At 65.4% G+C, this 15,948-nt stretch carries 11 protein-coding genes; 1 reads left to right on the top strand and 10 read right to left on the bottom strand.

Features of this window, described 5'->3' with window-relative positions; translation table 11 throughout:
* Positions 1-8 precede the first annotated feature (8 nt).
* From AC5ZG5_RS22075 to katG, 9 genes are all read right to left on the bottom strand, one after another.
* Positions 9-2,891, bottom strand: a complete 2,883-nt coding sequence (locus tag AC5ZG5_RS22075; protein ID WP_456642706.1) for a flotillin family protein — start codon at positions 2,889-2,891, stop codon at positions 9-11.
* Positions 2,892-2,912: 21 nt separating this feature from the next.
* Positions 2,913-3,746 carry a phosphoenolpyruvate hydrolase family protein gene (locus AC5ZG5_RS22070; protein WP_208826083.1) on the bottom strand — a complete coding sequence of 278 codons (834 nt, stop codon included), beginning with the start codon at positions 3,744-3,746 and terminating at the stop codon, positions 2,913-2,915.
* Positions 3,747-3,749: 3 nt separating this feature from the next.
* The gene (locus AC5ZG5_RS22065; protein WP_456642705.1) at positions 3,750-5,966 is read right to left on the bottom strand and encodes an ABC transporter permease; all 2,217 of its coding nucleotides are present in this window, start codon (positions 5,964-5,966) and stop codon (positions 3,750-3,752) included.
* Entirely contained in the window at positions 5,959-6,741 is a 783-nt protein-coding gene (locus tag AC5ZG5_RS22060; RefSeq protein ID WP_456642704.1) for an ABC transporter ATP-binding protein, read from the bottom strand. The genes AC5ZG5_RS22065 and AC5ZG5_RS22060 overlap by 8 nt, the downstream gene beginning before the upstream one ends.
* Entirely contained in the window at positions 6,734-7,804 is a 1,071-nt protein-coding gene (locus tag AC5ZG5_RS22055; protein WP_456642703.1) for a branched-chain amino acid ABC transporter permease, read from the bottom strand. Before AC5ZG5_RS22055 ends, AC5ZG5_RS22060 begins: the two co-directional genes overlap by 8 nt.
* Before the next feature lies 1 nt (position 7,805).
* Positions 7,806-8,816, bottom strand: coding sequence for a branched-chain amino acid ABC transporter permease (locus AC5ZG5_RS22050; RefSeq protein WP_456642702.1), 1,011 nt, complete (start codon positions 8,814-8,816; stop codon positions 7,806-7,808).
* Between the two features lie 276 nt (positions 8,817-9,092).
* Entirely contained in the window at positions 9,093-9,920 is an 828-nt protein-coding gene (locus AC5ZG5_RS22045) for a helix-turn-helix transcriptional regulator (protein ID WP_130223934.1), read from the bottom strand.
* A gap of 125 nt (positions 9,921-10,045) precedes the next feature.
* The gene (locus AC5ZG5_RS22040; protein WP_456642701.1) at positions 10,046-11,296 is read right to left on the bottom strand and encodes an ABC transporter substrate-binding protein; all 1,251 of its coding nucleotides are present in this window, start codon (positions 11,294-11,296) and stop codon (positions 10,046-10,048) included.
* Between the two features lie 319 nt (positions 11,297-11,615).
* The gene (katG, locus tag AC5ZG5_RS22035; RefSeq protein WP_456642700.1) at positions 11,616-13,790 is read right to left on the bottom strand and encodes a catalase/peroxidase HPI; all 2,175 of its coding nucleotides are present in this window, start codon (positions 13,788-13,790) and stop codon (positions 11,616-11,618) included.
* Positions 13,791-13,916: 126 nt separating this feature from the next.
* Here katG and AC5ZG5_RS22030 point away from each other — a divergent pair, with 126 nt between their 5' ends.
* Entirely contained in the window at positions 13,917-14,864 is a 948-nt protein-coding gene (locus tag AC5ZG5_RS22030) for a hydrogen peroxide-inducible genes activator (RefSeq protein WP_456642699.1), read from the top strand.
* Here the strand turns inward: AC5ZG5_RS22030 and AC5ZG5_RS22025 are convergent.
* The gene (locus AC5ZG5_RS22025; RefSeq protein ID WP_456642698.1) at positions 14,861-15,871 is read right to left on the bottom strand and encodes a LacI family DNA-binding transcriptional regulator; all 1,011 of its coding nucleotides are present in this window, start codon (positions 15,869-15,871) and stop codon (positions 14,861-14,863) included. The two genes, AC5ZG5_RS22030 and AC5ZG5_RS22025, sit on opposite strands and share 4 nt — an antisense overlap.
* Positions 15,872-15,948: the final 77 nt, after the last annotated feature.

Below are 15,948 nucleotides of genomic sequence, written 5' to 3'. Positions count from 1 at the left end.
GCGCGTGCTCACTCCTTCTTCCGCGGCGGGCGCGGCTCGCCCGTGGCGGGACTTGCGGGCGGCTTGGCGTCGCCACTCTTGCGGGTCGCGGAGTCCTTGATGCCCTGCATGTCGCGCGCCTCGCGGATCAGGCCGGGCATCTTGGCAAGGCTGCCGCCCTCGACGCCGATATCGGACAGGATCGAATCGATCAGCGGTGCCTGCACGCGGTAGCGCAGCGCGGAATCGATCACCTCGTCGGTGGCGCTGCGCGACGAGCCATTGCCATGGCCGTTGCCGTTCAGCCCATCGACCTGGAGGATGCGGATGCCCTCGATCTTCTCCATCGGCTTGACGCTCTCGCGCACGATGCCCTCGATGCGGTCGAGCAATTTGCGGCGGAACAGCGAGTAGCGCGCCTGATCGGTGAGCACGTTCTCCGCCTCGTTGAGTAGCCGCTGCGCCTCTGCTTCCACGGCGGCGCGCACCCGCTCGGCCTCGGCCGCGATGCGCGTCTCCTCGGCCTGCTTCTCGGCGATCAGCACCTCCACTGTCTTGCGGCGTCGTGCGATCTCGCTCTCGCGCGCGGTGACGACGCGCTCGGCAGCTTCCGTCGCGCGCACCCGCGCGTCTTCTGCCGCTACCTTGGCTGCGGATTCCTCCAGCGATTTCTGATAGAGGACGATCGCCTTCTCCATCAAAGCGGTCTCGACGTCCTTCTCGCGATTGACTTCGAGCCGCCGTAGATCGCGCTCGCGGCCGATGCGGGCCTCGTCGAGGCCGCGGTCGGAGGCAATGCGAGCGCGCTCGACCTCCTCGCGGGAGGCGATCTCGGCCTCCTGCAGCGACTGGACGCGCGCGACCTCGAGCTGCTCGATGGCGCGGCGGCGTTCGATCCGTGTTGCCTCCAGAGCCTGCTCGCGCGAGACATCGGTGGTCTCGACTTCCTTGCGCGCCACGATTTCCGCCTGCCTGACCTGGCGGTCGGCATCGATGCGCTCGGACCGCTTGGCGGACAGCGCGATCACGCGCTCCTCGTCGGCGATCTCGATCGTCTTCTTCTGGTCGATATTGAGCACCTCGCGGGTCTTGGAGGAGGCGATCCGCTCGGATTCCAGCGCAAGCTCCACCCCAATCCGCTGGCGCTCGATTGCGTCGCGCCGCTTGAGGTCGGCTGCCTCGATCGCTTCGGTGCGCGCAATCTCGAGGGCGCGCGTCTCTCGCTCGGCCTGAATGCGCTCGGCGGCAACGGCCTTCTCCTGCGCGATGCGCGCGGCCTCGATGGCCTCGCGCGAGGCGATGTCGGCTTCTTCCACGGCGCGGTTGCGCGCAATCTCCAGCGAACGGATGCGTTCTTCCTGGGCGATACGGGAGGCCTCGGTGGTTTCGCGCGCGGCGATGCCGGCGACATCAAGCGCCTGGTTGCGTTCGATCTCCAATTGCCGCGTATTCTGCTCGGCGGCGATTCTTTCGGCCGCGAGCGTGCGCTCGCGAGCGATACGCGCTGCCTCGACTGCCTTCTGCGCCTCGATCTCCGCTTCCTGGATGGTGCGGACCTGCTGGATCTCCAGCGCGCGGGTACGTTCGTCGGAGGCGATGCGCTCGACATTGACGGTCATGGTCTGGGTGATGCGCGCCTTCTCGGTCGCCTCCTTCGCAGCGATCTCGGCTTCCTCGACCGTACGCGTGCGCTCGATTTCGCGGCGCCGGGTCTCTTCCTCATTGGCGATACGGGCATCTGTGACGACGCGATCCTGCTGGATGCGGGCCTTCTCGATCGCTTCGCGCGCCGCGATCTCGGCCTCCTCCACGGTGCGCATGCGCTCGATCTCACGCTGGCGCACCTCGCGCTCGGAGGCGATCCGCGCGGTGTCGACCGATCGCTGGTTGGCGATCCGGGCTTTCTCGATCTCCTCGCGGGCCAAGAGCTCCCGTTCCTCGACCGCGCGCGTACGTTCGATCTCCTTCTGCCGGGTCTCGCGTTCGGAGGCGATGCGGGCCTCCGTGATCGCCTGCTCGTTGGCGATCCGCGCCTTCTCGATCGCCTCGCGCGCGGTGATCTGGGCCTGCTCGGCCTCGGTCTCGCGCAACGCGCGTTCGCGCGCCACTTCGGTGCGCTGCAGGGCGCGGCGCATCTCGATGTCGCGCTCCTGTTCCAGCCGCGCGGTCTCGCTCTCGCGCTCGATCTCGAGAGCCTGCCTCTCGGCCTCCAGATTGCGGGAGCGGATCTTGATCATCGAGTCCTGCTCGATGTCGTTACGCAGTTTGCGCTTGGCCTCGATGTCCTCCATCAGGCGGGTGAGACCTTCGGCATCGAAACGGTTGGAGGGATTGAAGAACTCGAGGTCGGTTTGGTCGAGATCGGTGATCGCGACGGATTCGAGCTCGAGGCCGTTCTGGGCGAGCGCCTCAGCAGCGGCAGCCTTGACGCGGGCGACATAGTCGCCGCGCTGCTCGTGCATCTGCTCCATGGTCATTTCGGAGGCGACCGAGCGGATGGCGGAGACGAACTTGCCGGAGAGCAGCGTATGGAGCTGTTCCGGCTCCATGGTGCGGCGGCCGAGCGTGGCGGCCGCGATCGAGACGGCTTCGCGGGTCGGCTGCACGCGGACGTAAAAGTCCGCCTCGATATCGACGCGCATGCGGTCGCGGGTGATAACGGCGTCCTGTCTGGAGCGCACGATCCCCATCGGCAGCACGTTCATGTTGACCGGCGTGTAGTCGTGGATGAAGGGCAGCACGAAGGCGCCGCCATTGATCACGACGCGTTCGCCGAGGAAGCCGGTGCGGACAAAGGACACTTCCTTCGACGAGCGGTGATAGAGCCAGTTGACGATGTAGACGATGACGACGATCGCGATGATCGCGACGATGAGCCAGAGGATCAATTCGCCGATGAGAATCCCTGACATCCTAACCTCCCTTGCTCGGCGCTAACGGGCGCCGATCGCCTTGAACTTGCGTACCTGATCCGTGAGCGCCCGCTCGACCGGCAGGCGCTCCATCGAGGAGGCGCCATAGAAGCCGTGGCATTTGCGGGTCTTCTTCATGATGAAATCGGCATCGGCGGGGTCCGCGATCGGACCGCCATGCGCGAGCACCAGGATGTGCGGATTGACGCTGAGGGCGGCCTCGGCCCAGGCATCGATGCGGGCCGGGCAGTCCTCGAGCTTGAGCGCGGTCTGCGCCCCGATTGAGCCGCCGGTGGTCAGGCCGAGATGGCAGACGATGATATCGGCGCCGGCAATCGCCATCGCCGCCGCTTCGGTCTCGCTGAAGACGTAAGGCGTCGTCAGCATGTCCTTGTCGTGGGCTTTGGCAATCATCTCGATCTCCAGCGCATAGGACATGCCGGTCTCCTCGAGATTGGCGCGGAAGATCCCGTCGATCAGACCGACGGTCGGAAAGTTCTGCACGCCGGAGAATCCAAGCGCCTTGAGCTGGTCCAGGAACAGGTCCATATCGCGGAACGGATCGGTGCCGTTGACGCCGGCGAGCACCGGCGTGTTGGTCACGACTGGCAGCACTTCGCCGGCCATCTCCAGCACTATTGCGTTGGCGTCGCCGTAAGGCATCAGCCCGGCGAGCGAGCCACGGCCGGCCATGCGGTAGCGCCCGGAATTATAGATCACGATCAGGTCGACCCCGCCGGCTTCCTCGCATTTGGCGGAAAGCCCAGTGCCGGCGCCGCCGCCGACGATCGGCTCGCCCCTGGCCGCCATGTCGCGAAACCTCTTCAACAGCGCCGCGCGTTCAAACCTGGCCATGGGTCACCTCGCCACTCTCCGCCGTCCACCGGCGCGTCCGAGCAGAGGACGGAACGCGGCTACGATCGCAGCCGCAAATTCGGGATCGTTGATGTTGCGCTTGATGCGAATGAGCTGGCGGTTGCCGGTCTGGCGCACCGTCCGCTCCAGTGCGCGGAACAGCGCCGCGTCGGCATCCGGGTCCCAGAATGGCTGGCCGCCCGCGTCGAGCGCGGAGACGCCGCCTTCGGGAAGGAAGAAGCGCACGGGACCATCCATCTGGTTCAGCCGTTCGCCGATCCAGCGGCCCATGCGCTCGTTCTCTTCCGCCGTCGTCCGCATCAACGTGACCTGCGGATTGTGGACGTGGAATTTGCGCTGGCGGTAGCGTTCCGGAATGGTGTCAGGCGCGCCGAAATTGACCATGTCGAGCGCGCCGACGGAGCCGACATAGGGCACGCGATTGCGGATGATCGCCCCAAAGCGATCGTCGGTGGCCGGGAAGACGCCGCCCATCAGGAGATCGCAGATTTCGGTGGTCGTCAGATCGATGACGCCAGCGAGCTGTCCGGATTCGACGAGCTTCTCCATCGAGCGGCCGCCGACGCCGGTGGCGTGGAACACCAGGCACTCGAAATCGTCCTTCAACGCGGCCGCGATCTTCTGCACCGCAGGCGTGGTCACGCCGAACATGGTGATGCCGACGGCAGGAAGACTGCTGCCGGTGTCACGTTGGCGGGCGCTGCGCTCGTCGAGACGCGCCTTGACCATGCCGACCAGCGCATTGGCGCCGTTGGAGAGCACCGCGCGCGAGATCGAGTTGAGGCCTTGGACGTCGGTGACCGAATACATCATCATGATATCGGCCGGGCCGACATAGGGGCCGACGTCGCCCGAGGCGACGGAGGAGATGATGATCTTGGGCACGCCGACGGGCAGGGTGCGCATCGCGGGGGCGACCAGCGAGGCGCCGCCGGAGCCGCCGGCCGAGATGATGCCGGTGACATTGCCCTGCCGGCGCAGCCATTTCGCAAAAGCGTCCGCCATCGCGTTGACCGAGGCGCCGCGATCGGCGCCGAACACGCCCGATCCGCCGCGGCCATGGTTCAGCGCGATCTCCTGGGCGGAGACGTCGCAGGTCGTCTGCTTGCCGCTGGTGGAGACGTCGACCAGGCGGGTGCGCAGCCCGCTTGCCGCGATGATGTCGCGGATGAAGCGGAGCTCCGGTCCCTTGGTGTCGAGCGTGCCGACGACCAGCACGGCCGGCGGGCCCGCGGTCTGCACAGTGGCCGGTTCGCGTCGCTGCCGGGTGCTTTCTTCGAGCCGTGTGACGCCGGCCGAATGCGTTCGCGCGGCGGCCTCGATGCGGGCGATCGGCACCGGCTGCGACCAGCGCGTCGGCGGCGTGGGGTTGGAGATGTAGATGCGGACCGGGCCCTTGGCACGTGCAGGCTGCGGCGCGGCGTCCGGCTCGGGCTTTGCGGGGCCGGCGTCGATATCGGCTGCAACATCGCCATGGAGCCCGACGCCGAGTAGGCGCTGCTGCAACTCGCGGTCGGCGGCCAGCCGCACGGAATCGATGATGCGGTTGATGCGGCCGTTGACCATGATGGCGACGTTCTTGGAGACCGCCGTCGCCACGCCGATGTTCTGCTCGATCACCAGCACCGACATGTCGCCGTCTTCGCCGAGGCGGACCAGCATCTCCTCGACCTGCGCGACGATCACCGGCGCCAAGCCCTCGGTTGGCTCGTCCATGATCAACAGATGCGGATTGGTCAGCAGCGCGCGCGAGATCGCGAGCATCTGCTGCTCGCCGCCGGAGAGCTGGCTGCCGCCATGATCCTTGCGCTCGGCCAGGCGGGGGAAGGTGTCGTAGATCCGCTCGATCGTCCACGGGCCGCGGCGCATCCCGCCGGCGAGCTGCAAATGCTCGTCGACGCTGAGCGAGCGCCACAGGCGCCGGCCCTGAGGCACATAGCCGACGCCGAGCCGCGCGATCCGGGCCGGGCTCATGTGCGTGACGTCCTCGCCGCGAACGCGCACCGAGCCGCCGCTGGCTCGCACCAGGCCCATGATGGTCTTGCACAGCGTGGTCTTGCCCATGCCGTTGCGGCCGACCACCGAGAATACGCCGGAATCCAGCGTGAGGTCGACGCCCTGCAGCGCATGCGAATGGCCGTAATAGACGTCGAGGCCTCTGACCTCCAAGGCGGGCGCGGCGCGGCGGGCATTATTCATGGCCGCCTCCGAGATAGAGCTCCTGCACCTCAGGATCGGATTCGATCTCGCGCGGCAGCCCCTCCTTGAAGACGCGGCCGTTGTGCATCATCGTGACGCTTTCGACGACGCGCAGCGCGACGTCCATGTCGTGCTCGATGATGATGTAGCCGATATGCGCAGGCAACGAGGTCAGGATCTCGATCAGCTCGAGACGCTCCGTCGGCGACAGGCCTGCCGCCGGCTCGTCGAACAGGATGAAGCGCGGCGCGCCGGCGAGCGCGAGTGCGATCTCGAGCTGGCGCTGTTGGCCGTGGGCGAGCTCGGCGACGCGCTGGTCCTTCACGGCGCTGAGATGGACCGCCTGCACCAGCGTCTCCGTCGCATGCATCAACGCATCGTTCGCCCCCGGACGCAGGAAGGAGAAGCGTCCGCGCGAGACGCCGCGGCAGGCGAGGTAGACATTGTCCTGCACGGTGAGGCCAGGAAACAGCGCCGATATCTGGTAGGTGCGGCGCAGGCCGCGGCGGATCCGCTCATAGGGCGGAAAGCGGGTGACGTCCTCGCCGAAGAAGCGGATGGTGCCGGACGAGGGCGGGAAATCGCCAGTGATGCAGTTGAACAGCGTGGTCTTGCCGGCGCCGTTGGATCCGAGCACCGCGCGCCGCTCGCCGGGCCGCACCGTCATCGTCACGTCGGTGAGCGCGGCCAGCGCGCCGAACAATCGCGTCACGCCACGCAATTCCAGCGCGGCGCCGGCGCCGACCGCGGAGAGGCGATGGGCGACGCTATCCATGGCGGCGTCCAGCGGTGCTGCTTGAGGTTCGTGTCTGGCGGCGGCGCCAGCGCTCCCAAAGGCCGATCACGCCATCCGACGACCAGAACACGATGGCGAGGAAGCCGAGCCCGATCAGAAGGCGGAAGCGATTGCCGTCGAGTCCGAACTTGATCAGGACATCGAGCGCGAAGGTGCGCAGGATCACGAAGATGAGCGCGCCGATGAAGGGGCCGACCGGTCGGGTGATGCCGCCGACCACGGCGATGATCAGGATGTCGATGCAGCGTTCGACGCCGACCGAGCCGGGCGAGATCTGCCGGTAGTTCCAGACCTGCAATACGCCGCCGAGCCCGGCAATGAAGGATGCGAACGCATAGGCCGCCACGCGGTGGGCATTGACGTTGAAGCCGAGCGCCGCCATCCGGCGGGAATTGTCGCGCACGCCTTGCAGCGCCAGCCCGAATGGGGCGCGCGCGACATATTGGACCGCGAAATAGCAGAGCGCGGCGACGCCGAGGATTAGATAGTAGAAGGGGATATCGGAGCGCCAGTCAACGCCCCAGAACTGCGGCGTGGCGACCGTGTTGATGCCGGTATGGCCGTTGAAGATGGCCCAGTTCTGGTTGGTGAAATAGTAAAACGCCGCGCCGATCGCGAGCGTGATCATGATGGTGTAGATGCCCTCGGTGCGGACCGCGAGCGCGCCGCCGAGCGTGCCGAAGATCGTCGCGAGCACGAGCGCCATCGGCGTCGCCAGCCACCACGGCCAGCCGAGGCTGATATTGGCGTTGCCGCTGACGCCGAACACCGCGACCATGTAGCCGGCGAAGCCCGCAATGGTGAGCTGCATCAGGCTGACCATGCCGCCACAGCCAGCGAGGAACATCAGGCTGAGCGCGATGATGCCGAGGATCAGCGAGGTGCCGAAGATCTCGATCAGGAAGAAGCCGTTCGCGAGCAGTGGCATGATCACGAGGATCAGCGCGACCAGCCAGGCGGCGGGATTGTTGAGCTCGGGCCAGGCGCGGAACTTCGGACGTTCCACCGCAGTTGCTGGTGCATGAAGCTGCGTCAACGACATGTCATCGCCTCGCCAGCAGGCCCTGCGGCCGCAGCGCCAGGACCAGGACCATGATCAGGAAGGTCACGACGATGGCGTAGGTCGGGATGTAGACGGAGCCGAGCTGCTCGGCGAGGCCGATGATGACAGCGCCGAGCGCTGCGCCCGGGATCGATCCCATGCCGCCGACGATCACGACCACGAGCGAGGCGAGCAGGAAGCGCGTATCCTCGCCCGGCGAGATCGACTGGAAGGTGCCGCCGACCACGCCTGCAATGCCGGCAAGTCCAGCGCCGAGCGCGAACACCAGCACGAACACGGCCTGGATCTGCACGCCGGTCGCGGCCAATATGTCGTGATCATCGACTCCCGCCCGCACGATCATGCCGATCCGCGTGCGGTTCAGCGCCAGCCACATCGCGATGCCGATCACGACGGAGGCAGCGAAGATCGCGAGCCGCACCATCGGATATTGCAGATAGACCGGCTCGCCGGAGGATTTGACCGCGGTGATGAACGGAAGCTGCACCGGGCCGATCAGCCAGCTCGGCGTCGGGATCTGGTAGAAATCGCCGCCGAACACCCACAGCATCAAATCCGCGAACACGATCGCAAGCCCGATCGTCACCATGGTTTGCCGCAGGTCCTGCCCCTCCATGCGGCGGAACACCAGGATCTGCAGGAGCACGCCGACGAGGCCGACCGCGAGGAAAGCAACCGCGAAGCTCAATATCCAGGAGCCGGTCCAGGCGCTGATGGCGTAGCCGACATAGCCGCCGAACAGATAGAGCGAGCCATGCGCCAGGTTGACGTTGCGCATCAAGCCGAAGATCAGCGTGAAGCCGCTCGCGACCAGGAAATACAGGCCGCCCAGCGTGATGCCGTTGAAGATGGCGTTGAGGAAGACCCGCTTGCGGCCGATCGCCTGCTCCAGGCCCGGCGGCCAGACCGCGAAGACCAGCCACAGCAGAAGCGCGACCGCGATGATCGCGATCAGCGCCCATGCCGGATGGCGTTCGATGAACCGTGCCATCGACGTGCGTTCCCTCAAGGCTCGCGATCGTCTTTTTCGGATCGCGTTGTCCGCATCTTAGTGCGGGCCGAGCGGGCGGATTTGACCGGGAGTATCTTTTATCGGCTCAAGGATCAGGTCGGATTGCATCCGCAGGCCGCGCTGCGCTCCCTCTCCCGCTTGCGGGAGAGGGCTGGGGTGAGGGTGTCTCCGCATTGGGACTCCCGATGCGGAGAGAGCCCTCACCCGGCGCTTACGCGCCGACCTCTCCCGCAAGCGGGAGAGGTGAAGTCGGCGCTACGGGCGCAGCACCTTGGCGGCGCGGCGATAGTCGGTCGGGGCCATGCCGACATTGGCAGCGAAGAAGCGGGTGAAGCCGCTTTGCGAGGAGAAGCCGAGATCGTAGCCGATATCGGCGATCGGCGCTTCGGTGGCGACCAGCGCGTCCAGCGCCTGCTCCATCATCACCGTATTGCGATAGAGGTGCGGCGTGACGCCGGTCTGGGTGCGGAACAAGCGATAGAAGTGCGGCCGCGACAGGCCGGAGGCGCGGGCGACCGAATCCAATTCGATCTCGGCGCCGGGGCTTTCGGACAATAGTTTGACGGATTTGCGGATGCGAAAATCGGTGATCGCCGCAGTCGTGCGAATTTCCTGCCGGGCTTCGGTTTGCCGCCAGCTTTCCTCGTAGCTGAGATCGATCAGGCGCCGCAATTCGCCATCGAGGCTCTTGAGCGAGGGGGCACCGCACACAAGCGCCGCGGTGTGGCGGATCAGCCGGTCGAGCGTGTCGCTGCGTTTGAAATGAGTGCGGCCGAAACGCAGGCCCTGCGTGCACGGCGTGTCGGGCGCAAACCATTCCGCGTTGACATAAAGCACGAAGAAGATCGCGCCCCTGTCCATGTCCGCCGGCAGGAAGTTGTGCGGCTCCCACGGGTTGACTGCGACGACGGAATCCTCGGTGAGGAGCCGCCGCTGATCGCAGACGTCGATCTGCGCCGGTGTGCCGCCGACATGGAAGATCAGATGTCCTTCGCGGTGCGCATGCACGTTGAAGGGACGGTTCAACTGATAGACCGTCGCGCGACCGAACCGGCCGTGGAAGACGGCAAGCGCTTTGCTCATGCCCTCCCTCCCGCGGGATGTTTTTGATCTTTTCAACCAGCGTTCAACATCCGAAGGAAGAACGCAAGCGTGAGAACGCCGCGCGGCCGTCAGCCGACGGTCGGTTCGCACCTGCAAAAATTAGGTCAGTACTTCTTGCATTCCGGGATAGTGCGGCTCGGCAGGCCGATCTTGGCGAACACCGCCGGATCGTAACCGAGCGTCTGGTTCACGTTCGGGATCACCTTCACGACCTTGCTGAACAGCGCGCCCTTGCCGTCATCCACCACCTCGGTCACGAAATTGGTGCCGATTGCCTGCCGGTTGGAATCGAGCTTGATCTTGCCGTTGGGCGCGTCGAGCTCGATCTTGGCCAGCGCGTCCTTGAGCTTTGCCTGGTTATTGCTGAGGTCGCCATTGACCTCACGCAGCGCCAGGATCAGCGCCATGGTCGAGCCGTAATAATTGGTGGCAAGCAGCGAGGGGCTCGGGAAGCGTTTGTTCGGCGGGAAGGAGTCCTGATAGGCCTTCACGAATTTCTGCCAGCCGGGATCCTCCCAGGTGTCGGCCTGGCCGCTCGCGGCGATGGTGCCGATCAACGCGTTCTTGGCGTTGCCCTTGGAGGACAGGATGGTCTGGTCGATCATGATCGAGCCGCCCATCAGATGCGCCTTGCCGCCGGCCTGCTGATACTGGTTGAGGAAGTTGACGGCATCGGCACCGCCGAGGCCGAGATAGATCGCATCGACATCGTCGGGCAGAGCGGCGATCACGGAGGCGAAGTCCTTGGTGCCGAGCGGCACCCATTGCCGGTTCGTGACCTGTCCCCCGGCGCCGCAGAATTCAAGCACGAGACCGAACACCTGAGTGTAGATGAAGGAGTAATCCTCACCGACGGTCGCGATCTTGCGATAGCCCTTGGTGTCATAGGCGTATTTGCCGAGACCGACCTGCCACTGCGCGCCGTCCATGTTGTAGCGGAAGAAGTTCGGGGCCGGGTCGACATAGGTCGTCTCCTGCGCACCGGACGCGGCGTTGACGAAGGTCAGCTCGGGGCGGGACTTGGCAAAATTCTTCACCGCGATGCCTTCGTCGCCGGAGAGCGGCGAGAGCAGGATCTGCACCTTGTCCTGCTCGATCAGCTTGCGCACCGCGCGCACCGCGGAATCGGGTGTCGCATCCGTCGAGGCGATGACGAATTCGAGCTCCTTGTCGCCGACCTTCTTGCCGAGCGTATTGAGCGCGGTCTGGAAACCGCGGATGCCGTCCTCGCCAAGCACGGTGTAGGTGCCTTCGAGCGTTGCGGTGACGCCGACCTTGATCTTCTCCTGCGCGACTGCGGCGCCCGAAAGCAACAGGCTGCCTAGCGCGATCAGTCCCACACTGCCTTTCAACATCGCTCTCCTCCTCCCATTTTGCAGCGTCTTGCATGCGGCCCGCGTGTTTGCGACGGCCGCGACGTCTGGTTGTTGGGCGAAAGCTAACCGATGGCGGATGCAGCGCGGACGTCTCCGCGCCGCGCGGCTTGACGGGCAGTCTCATTTTGCATGCTGCGCCGCAGCGGGATCTGGTGGAGGATTGTCGTGCGGGCGGTTCAGTCGAGGCGGATAGGTGGGGCCGACGCAGGCACGGCACGGTGGACGCAAAGAGGGCGGCGTTTCGAGTTGAAACGCCGCCCTGATTTCTTGGTTGTCGCTTGCGACAGCCTTTGGCGCCTCAAGCGGCCGCTCTGAGGTCGTAGCGATCGAGGTTCATCACCTTGGTCCAAGCCGCCACGAAGTCCTTCACGAACTTCTCCTTCGAGTCGGTGCAGGCATAGACTTCGCCGATCGCGCGGAGCTGCGAGTGCGAACCGAAGATCAGGTCAACGCGGGTCCCGCTCCACTTCAGCTCGTTGCTCTTGCGGTCGCGGCCCTCGTATACGCCATTCCCGACGTCACTCCACTGCGTGCGCATGTCGAGCAGGTTGAGGAAGAAGTCGTTGGTCAGCGTGCCGGGCTTGGTGGTGAGGACACCATGCTTCGACTGGCCGACATTGGCGCCGAGGACGCGCAGTCCGCCGAGCAGGACCGTCATCTCCGGCGCGGTGAGCCGCAGCAGTTGCGCGCGGTCCACCAGGGCTTCCTCGGGCTGCATGAACTGATGCTTTTTGCCGATGTAGTTGCGGAAGCCATCGGCCCGCGGCTCGAGCGGGGCGAAGGAGGCGACATCGGTCTGCTCCTGCGAGGCGTCCATGCGTCCGGGCGCGAAGGGGACCTTCACGTCGGTGCCGCCGTCCTTGGCGGCCTTCTCCACCGCGGCGCTGCCGGCGAGCACGATCAGGTCGGCGAGCGAGACCTTCTTGCCGCCCTTCTGCGATCCGTTGAACTCGCTCTGGATGGCTTCGAGCTTCTGCAGCACGCTCTTGAGCTGCGCCGGCTCGTTCGCCTCCCAGTCCTTCTGCGGGCTCAAGCGCATGCGCGCGCCGTTGGCGCCGCCGCGCTTGTCCGAGCCGCGGAAAGTGGACGCCGAGGCCCATGCGGTCGAGACCAGCTGCTGCACCGACAGGCCGGAGGCGAGGATCTTCGCCTTCAGCGCTTCGACATCCTTGTCGTCGATCAGCGGATGATCCACGGCCGGGATCGGGTCCTGCCAGATCAACGTTTCCTTCGGCACCAGCGGGCCGAGATAGCGCACGATCGGACCCATGTCGCGGTGGGTGAGCTTGAACCAGGCGCGGGCGAAGGCGTCCGCGAACTGGTCGGGGTTCTCATAGAAGCGGCGTGAGATCTTCTCGTAGGCCGGATCCATGCGCAGCGACAGGTCGGTGGTCAGCATAGTCGGCAGACGCTTCTTCGACTTGTCGAAGGGATCTGGAATGATAGCTTCGGCTCCCTTTGCCTGCCACTGCCAGGCACCGGCCGGGCTTTTCACCAACTCCCATTCGTACTTGAACAGGTTCTCGAAGAAGTAGTTGCTCCACTGCACCGGGGTCTGGGACCAGATCACCTCGGGGCCGCCGGTGATCGCATCAGCGCCGATACCGGTGCCGAATTTGCTCTTCCAGCCGAGGCCTTGATCCTCCAGCGCACCAGCTTCCGGCTCCGAACCGACGAGCGACGGATCGCCGGCGCCGTGGGTCTTTCCGAAGGTGTGGCCACCGGCGATCAGCGCAACGGTTTCCTCGTCGTTCATCGCCATCCGGAAGAAGGTCTCGCGGATGTCGTGCGCCGCGGCGACCGGGTCCGGCTTGCCGTTCGGGCCTTCCGGATTGACGTAGATGAGGCCCATCTGCACCGCGCCGAGCGGCTCGGCCAGCTGGCGCTCGCCGCTGTAGCGTTCGTCGCCGAGCCAGGTACCTTCCGGACCCCAGTACAGTTCTTCCGGCTCCCAGACGTCGACGCGGCCACCCGCGAAGCCAAACGTCTTGAAGCCCATCGATTCCAGCGCGACGTTGCCGGCAAGAACCATCAGGTCGGCCCAGGAGATCTTGCGGCCGTATTTCTGCTTGATCGGCCAGAGCAGGCGGCGGGCCTTGTCGAGGTTGGCGTTATCCGGCCAGCTGTTGAGCGGGGCGAAACGCTGCTGACCGGCGCCGGCGCCGCCGCGGCCGTCTGTAATGCGGTAAGTGCCCGCGCTGTGCCAGGCCATGCGGATCATCAGGCCGCCGTAGTGGCCGAAGTCGGCGGGCCACCACTCCTGGGAGTCCGTCATCAGGGCGGTCAGGTCCTTAATGACCGCGTTCAGGTCGAGCGTCTTGAATTCCTTGGCATAGTCGAACTCCGCGTCCATCGGATCGGACAGGTCGGAATTCCGGTGCAGGACCTGGACGTCCAAGTGGCCTGGCCACCAGTCACGGTTGGTAAATCTGTGTTTTCCGCCCGCGACCGGGCATTTTGTCTTGTCATCCATCATCGCCTCCTTCGGCAGTTTCTGGTCGGGTCTGGTTGGCAGTTTCTGGTCGGTCTTGAACGACTCTAAACGACCGTTATCATCAGGTGAAATTGACTTTCGTGATTGTACCGATAAGATATCCTGATGATCCAGTTTACCCTGCGACAGCTTCGTTATTTTGACGCGCTGGCGCGTCACGGCCATTTCGGGCGTGCGGCGGAGGCATGCGCCATCACGCAGCCGGCGCTCTCGATGCAGATCAAGGAATTGGAAGAGGCGCTCGGCGGCGTGCTGCTCGAGCGCAGCGCCCGGCAGGTCGTGCTGACGAAGTTCGGCGAAGAACTCGCCCAGCGCGTCCGCGAAATCCTGCGTTCGGTCGATGAACTCGGGGACTTCGCGCGGGCGTCGCGGGACCAGCTCGTCGGGCGTTTGCGCATCGGCATGATTCCTACGATTGCTCCCTATCTGCTGCCCAAGGTGATCGGCAATCTCACGCAGATGCATCCTGAACTCGACATTCACGTCCGCGAAACGGTGACGCCGAAGCTGATCAAGGAGCTGGCGGAAGGCCGGCTCGACACGGCCATTGTCGCCCTGCCGGTGTCGGAACCTTCGTTGACCGAGGTCGCGCTGTTCACGGAAAATTTCCTGCTGGTGCGGCCGGACGAGGATGAGGGAACGCCGGTGCCGAGCAGCGAAGCGCTGCGCGAAATGAAGCTTCTCCTGCTGGAAGAAGGACATTGCTTTCGCGAACAGGCGCTGTCGTTCTGCAACATGAAATCATCGCCGCCACGCGAGGTGCTGGAAGCAAGCTCGCTGTCCACGCTCGTTCAAATGGTCGGCGCCGGCATCGGCGTCACCTTGATTCCGGAAATGGCCGTGGGGGTGGAGACGCGCTCGGCATCGGTATCGGTCGCCCGCTTCAAGGACCCGCAGCCGTCGCGAACCATCGGCATGGTCTGGCGCAAGACCAGTCCTTTGTCCAGGCAGCTCATGCAGATTTCCGAAGTGGTTTGTCTGTCAGCCGATGCGTTGCGCGAGCAGCGCATTCCAAAGTCTTCAGCGCGATCACGATCGCCGATCGCGCGCTAGCCGCTGTCGCGCAGCACGAGTTCGAAGCCGAGATCGATCCGGCGCTCGCCGCCGCGCTCGAGCGTCAGTGTCGCGGCGGTGCGGCCGATCGCATCGCCATGGACGCTGATGGTGCTCAGACTCGGCGAGATCAGCCGTCCCATCTCGAGATCGCCGAGGCCGACGACCGCGACCGGCTGCGCCGCGGCCGGGCCGTCGCGCAGCAGCCCGGCCTTGCGCAGGCCGGCCATGAAGCCGATGGCATGAGCGTCATTGGCTGCGAACACGGCATCGACACCAGGCAAGTTCGCATGCGCGGCGACACTGCCGGACGCGTTGCGTTCGAGGATCAGCCGGCGCGGCGGTTGTAACCCGTGCGCCAGTGCGTGGTCCTCGAAGCCGAGCCATCGCCGCGTGCCGCGCGGGTCGTCGCCGCCGATGAAGGCAAGATGCTGACGGCCCTGCGCGATGAAGTGCCGCGCGACCGCGACGCCGGCCTCGTAATTGTCGAAACCGGCAACGGCATCGATCGGATCGATCGGCAGCTCCCAGGTTTCGACGATCGGAATCCGCGCGTGACGCAGCAGGCGCTTGCCGTCCTCGGTCGCGGGCGAGCCGACCATGATGATCGCTTCCGGCCGCCGCGACAGCAGCGCCGCGAGCATGCGGTCCTCGCGCGCGGCGTCGTAGCGCGACTGCGCGAGGATCACGGAATAGCCGAGCGGTTCGAGCTTGTCGGAGAGGCCCTGCACGGTGTCGGCAAAGATCGAGTTGGCGATCGTCGGCACCAGGACGCCGACCGAATTGGTCTTCGCACTCGCAAGCGCTCCGGCGACCAGGTTGGGCACGTAGCCGAGTTCCCGCATCGCCTTCTCGACCCGGGCGCGGGTTTCCGGCGCGACCAGATCCGGCAATCGGACCACCCGGCTCACGGTGATCGATGAGACGCCGGCGCGTTTCGCCACCGCCGACAGCGTCGGGGCCGCCTCGTCGGAAATGATTTCGGTCTCGGTCAGGTTGGAACCCATGGTGGCGGTGAATCTGCACGATTCCGGATTGCGCATCTATAGTGACAGCGCTAGCATTGCATATGATAGCGCTAACA

Source organism: Bradyrhizobium sp. Ses1 (assembly GCF_059512365.1).
Note: the sequence above shows the minus strand (reverse complement) of the source record. Positions and strands in the feature narration are given on the sequence as shown.

Excerpts from the sequence above, each read along its gene's own strand:
- AC5ZG5_RS22075 (WP_456642706.1), bottom strand. The coding sequence starts at position 2,891 with ATGTCAGGGATTCTCATCGGCGAATTGATCCTCTGGCTCATCGTCGCG.
- AC5ZG5_RS22070 (WP_208826083.1), bottom strand. The coding sequence starts at position 3,746 with ATGGCCAGGTTTGAACGCGCGGCGCTGTTGAAGAGGTTTCGCGACATG.
- AC5ZG5_RS22065 (WP_456642705.1), bottom strand. The coding sequence starts at position 5,966 with ATGAATAATGCCCGCCGCGCCGCGCCCGCCTTGGAGGTCAGAGGCCTC.
- AC5ZG5_RS22060 (WP_456642704.1), bottom strand. The coding sequence starts at position 6,741 with ATGGATAGCGTCGCCCATCGCCTCTCCGCGGTCGGCGCCGGCGCCGCG.
- AC5ZG5_RS22055 (WP_456642703.1), bottom strand. The coding sequence starts at position 7,804 with ATGTCGTTGACGCAGCTTCATGCACCAGCAACTGCGGTGGAACGTCCG.
- AC5ZG5_RS22050 (WP_456642702.1), bottom strand. The coding sequence starts at position 8,816 with ATGGCACGGTTCATCGAACGCCATCCGGCATGGGCGCTGATCGCGATC.
- AC5ZG5_RS22045 (WP_130223934.1), bottom strand. The coding sequence starts at position 9,920 with ATGAGCAAAGCGCTTGCCGTCTTCCACGGCCGGTTCGGTCGCGCGACG.
- AC5ZG5_RS22040 (WP_456642701.1), bottom strand. The coding sequence starts at position 11,296 with ATGTTGAAAGGCAGTGTGGGACTGATCGCGCTAGGCAGCCTGTTGCTT.
- katG (WP_456642700.1), bottom strand. The coding sequence starts at position 13,790 with ATGGATGACAAGACAAAATGCCCGGTCGCGGGCGGAAAACACAGATTT.
- AC5ZG5_RS22030 (WP_456642699.1), top strand. The coding sequence starts at position 13,917 with ATGATCCAGTTTACCCTGCGACAGCTTCGTTATTTTGACGCGCTGGCG.
- AC5ZG5_RS22025 (WP_456642698.1), bottom strand. The coding sequence starts at position 15,871 with ATGGGTTCCAACCTGACCGAGACCGAAATCATTTCCGACGAGGCGGCC.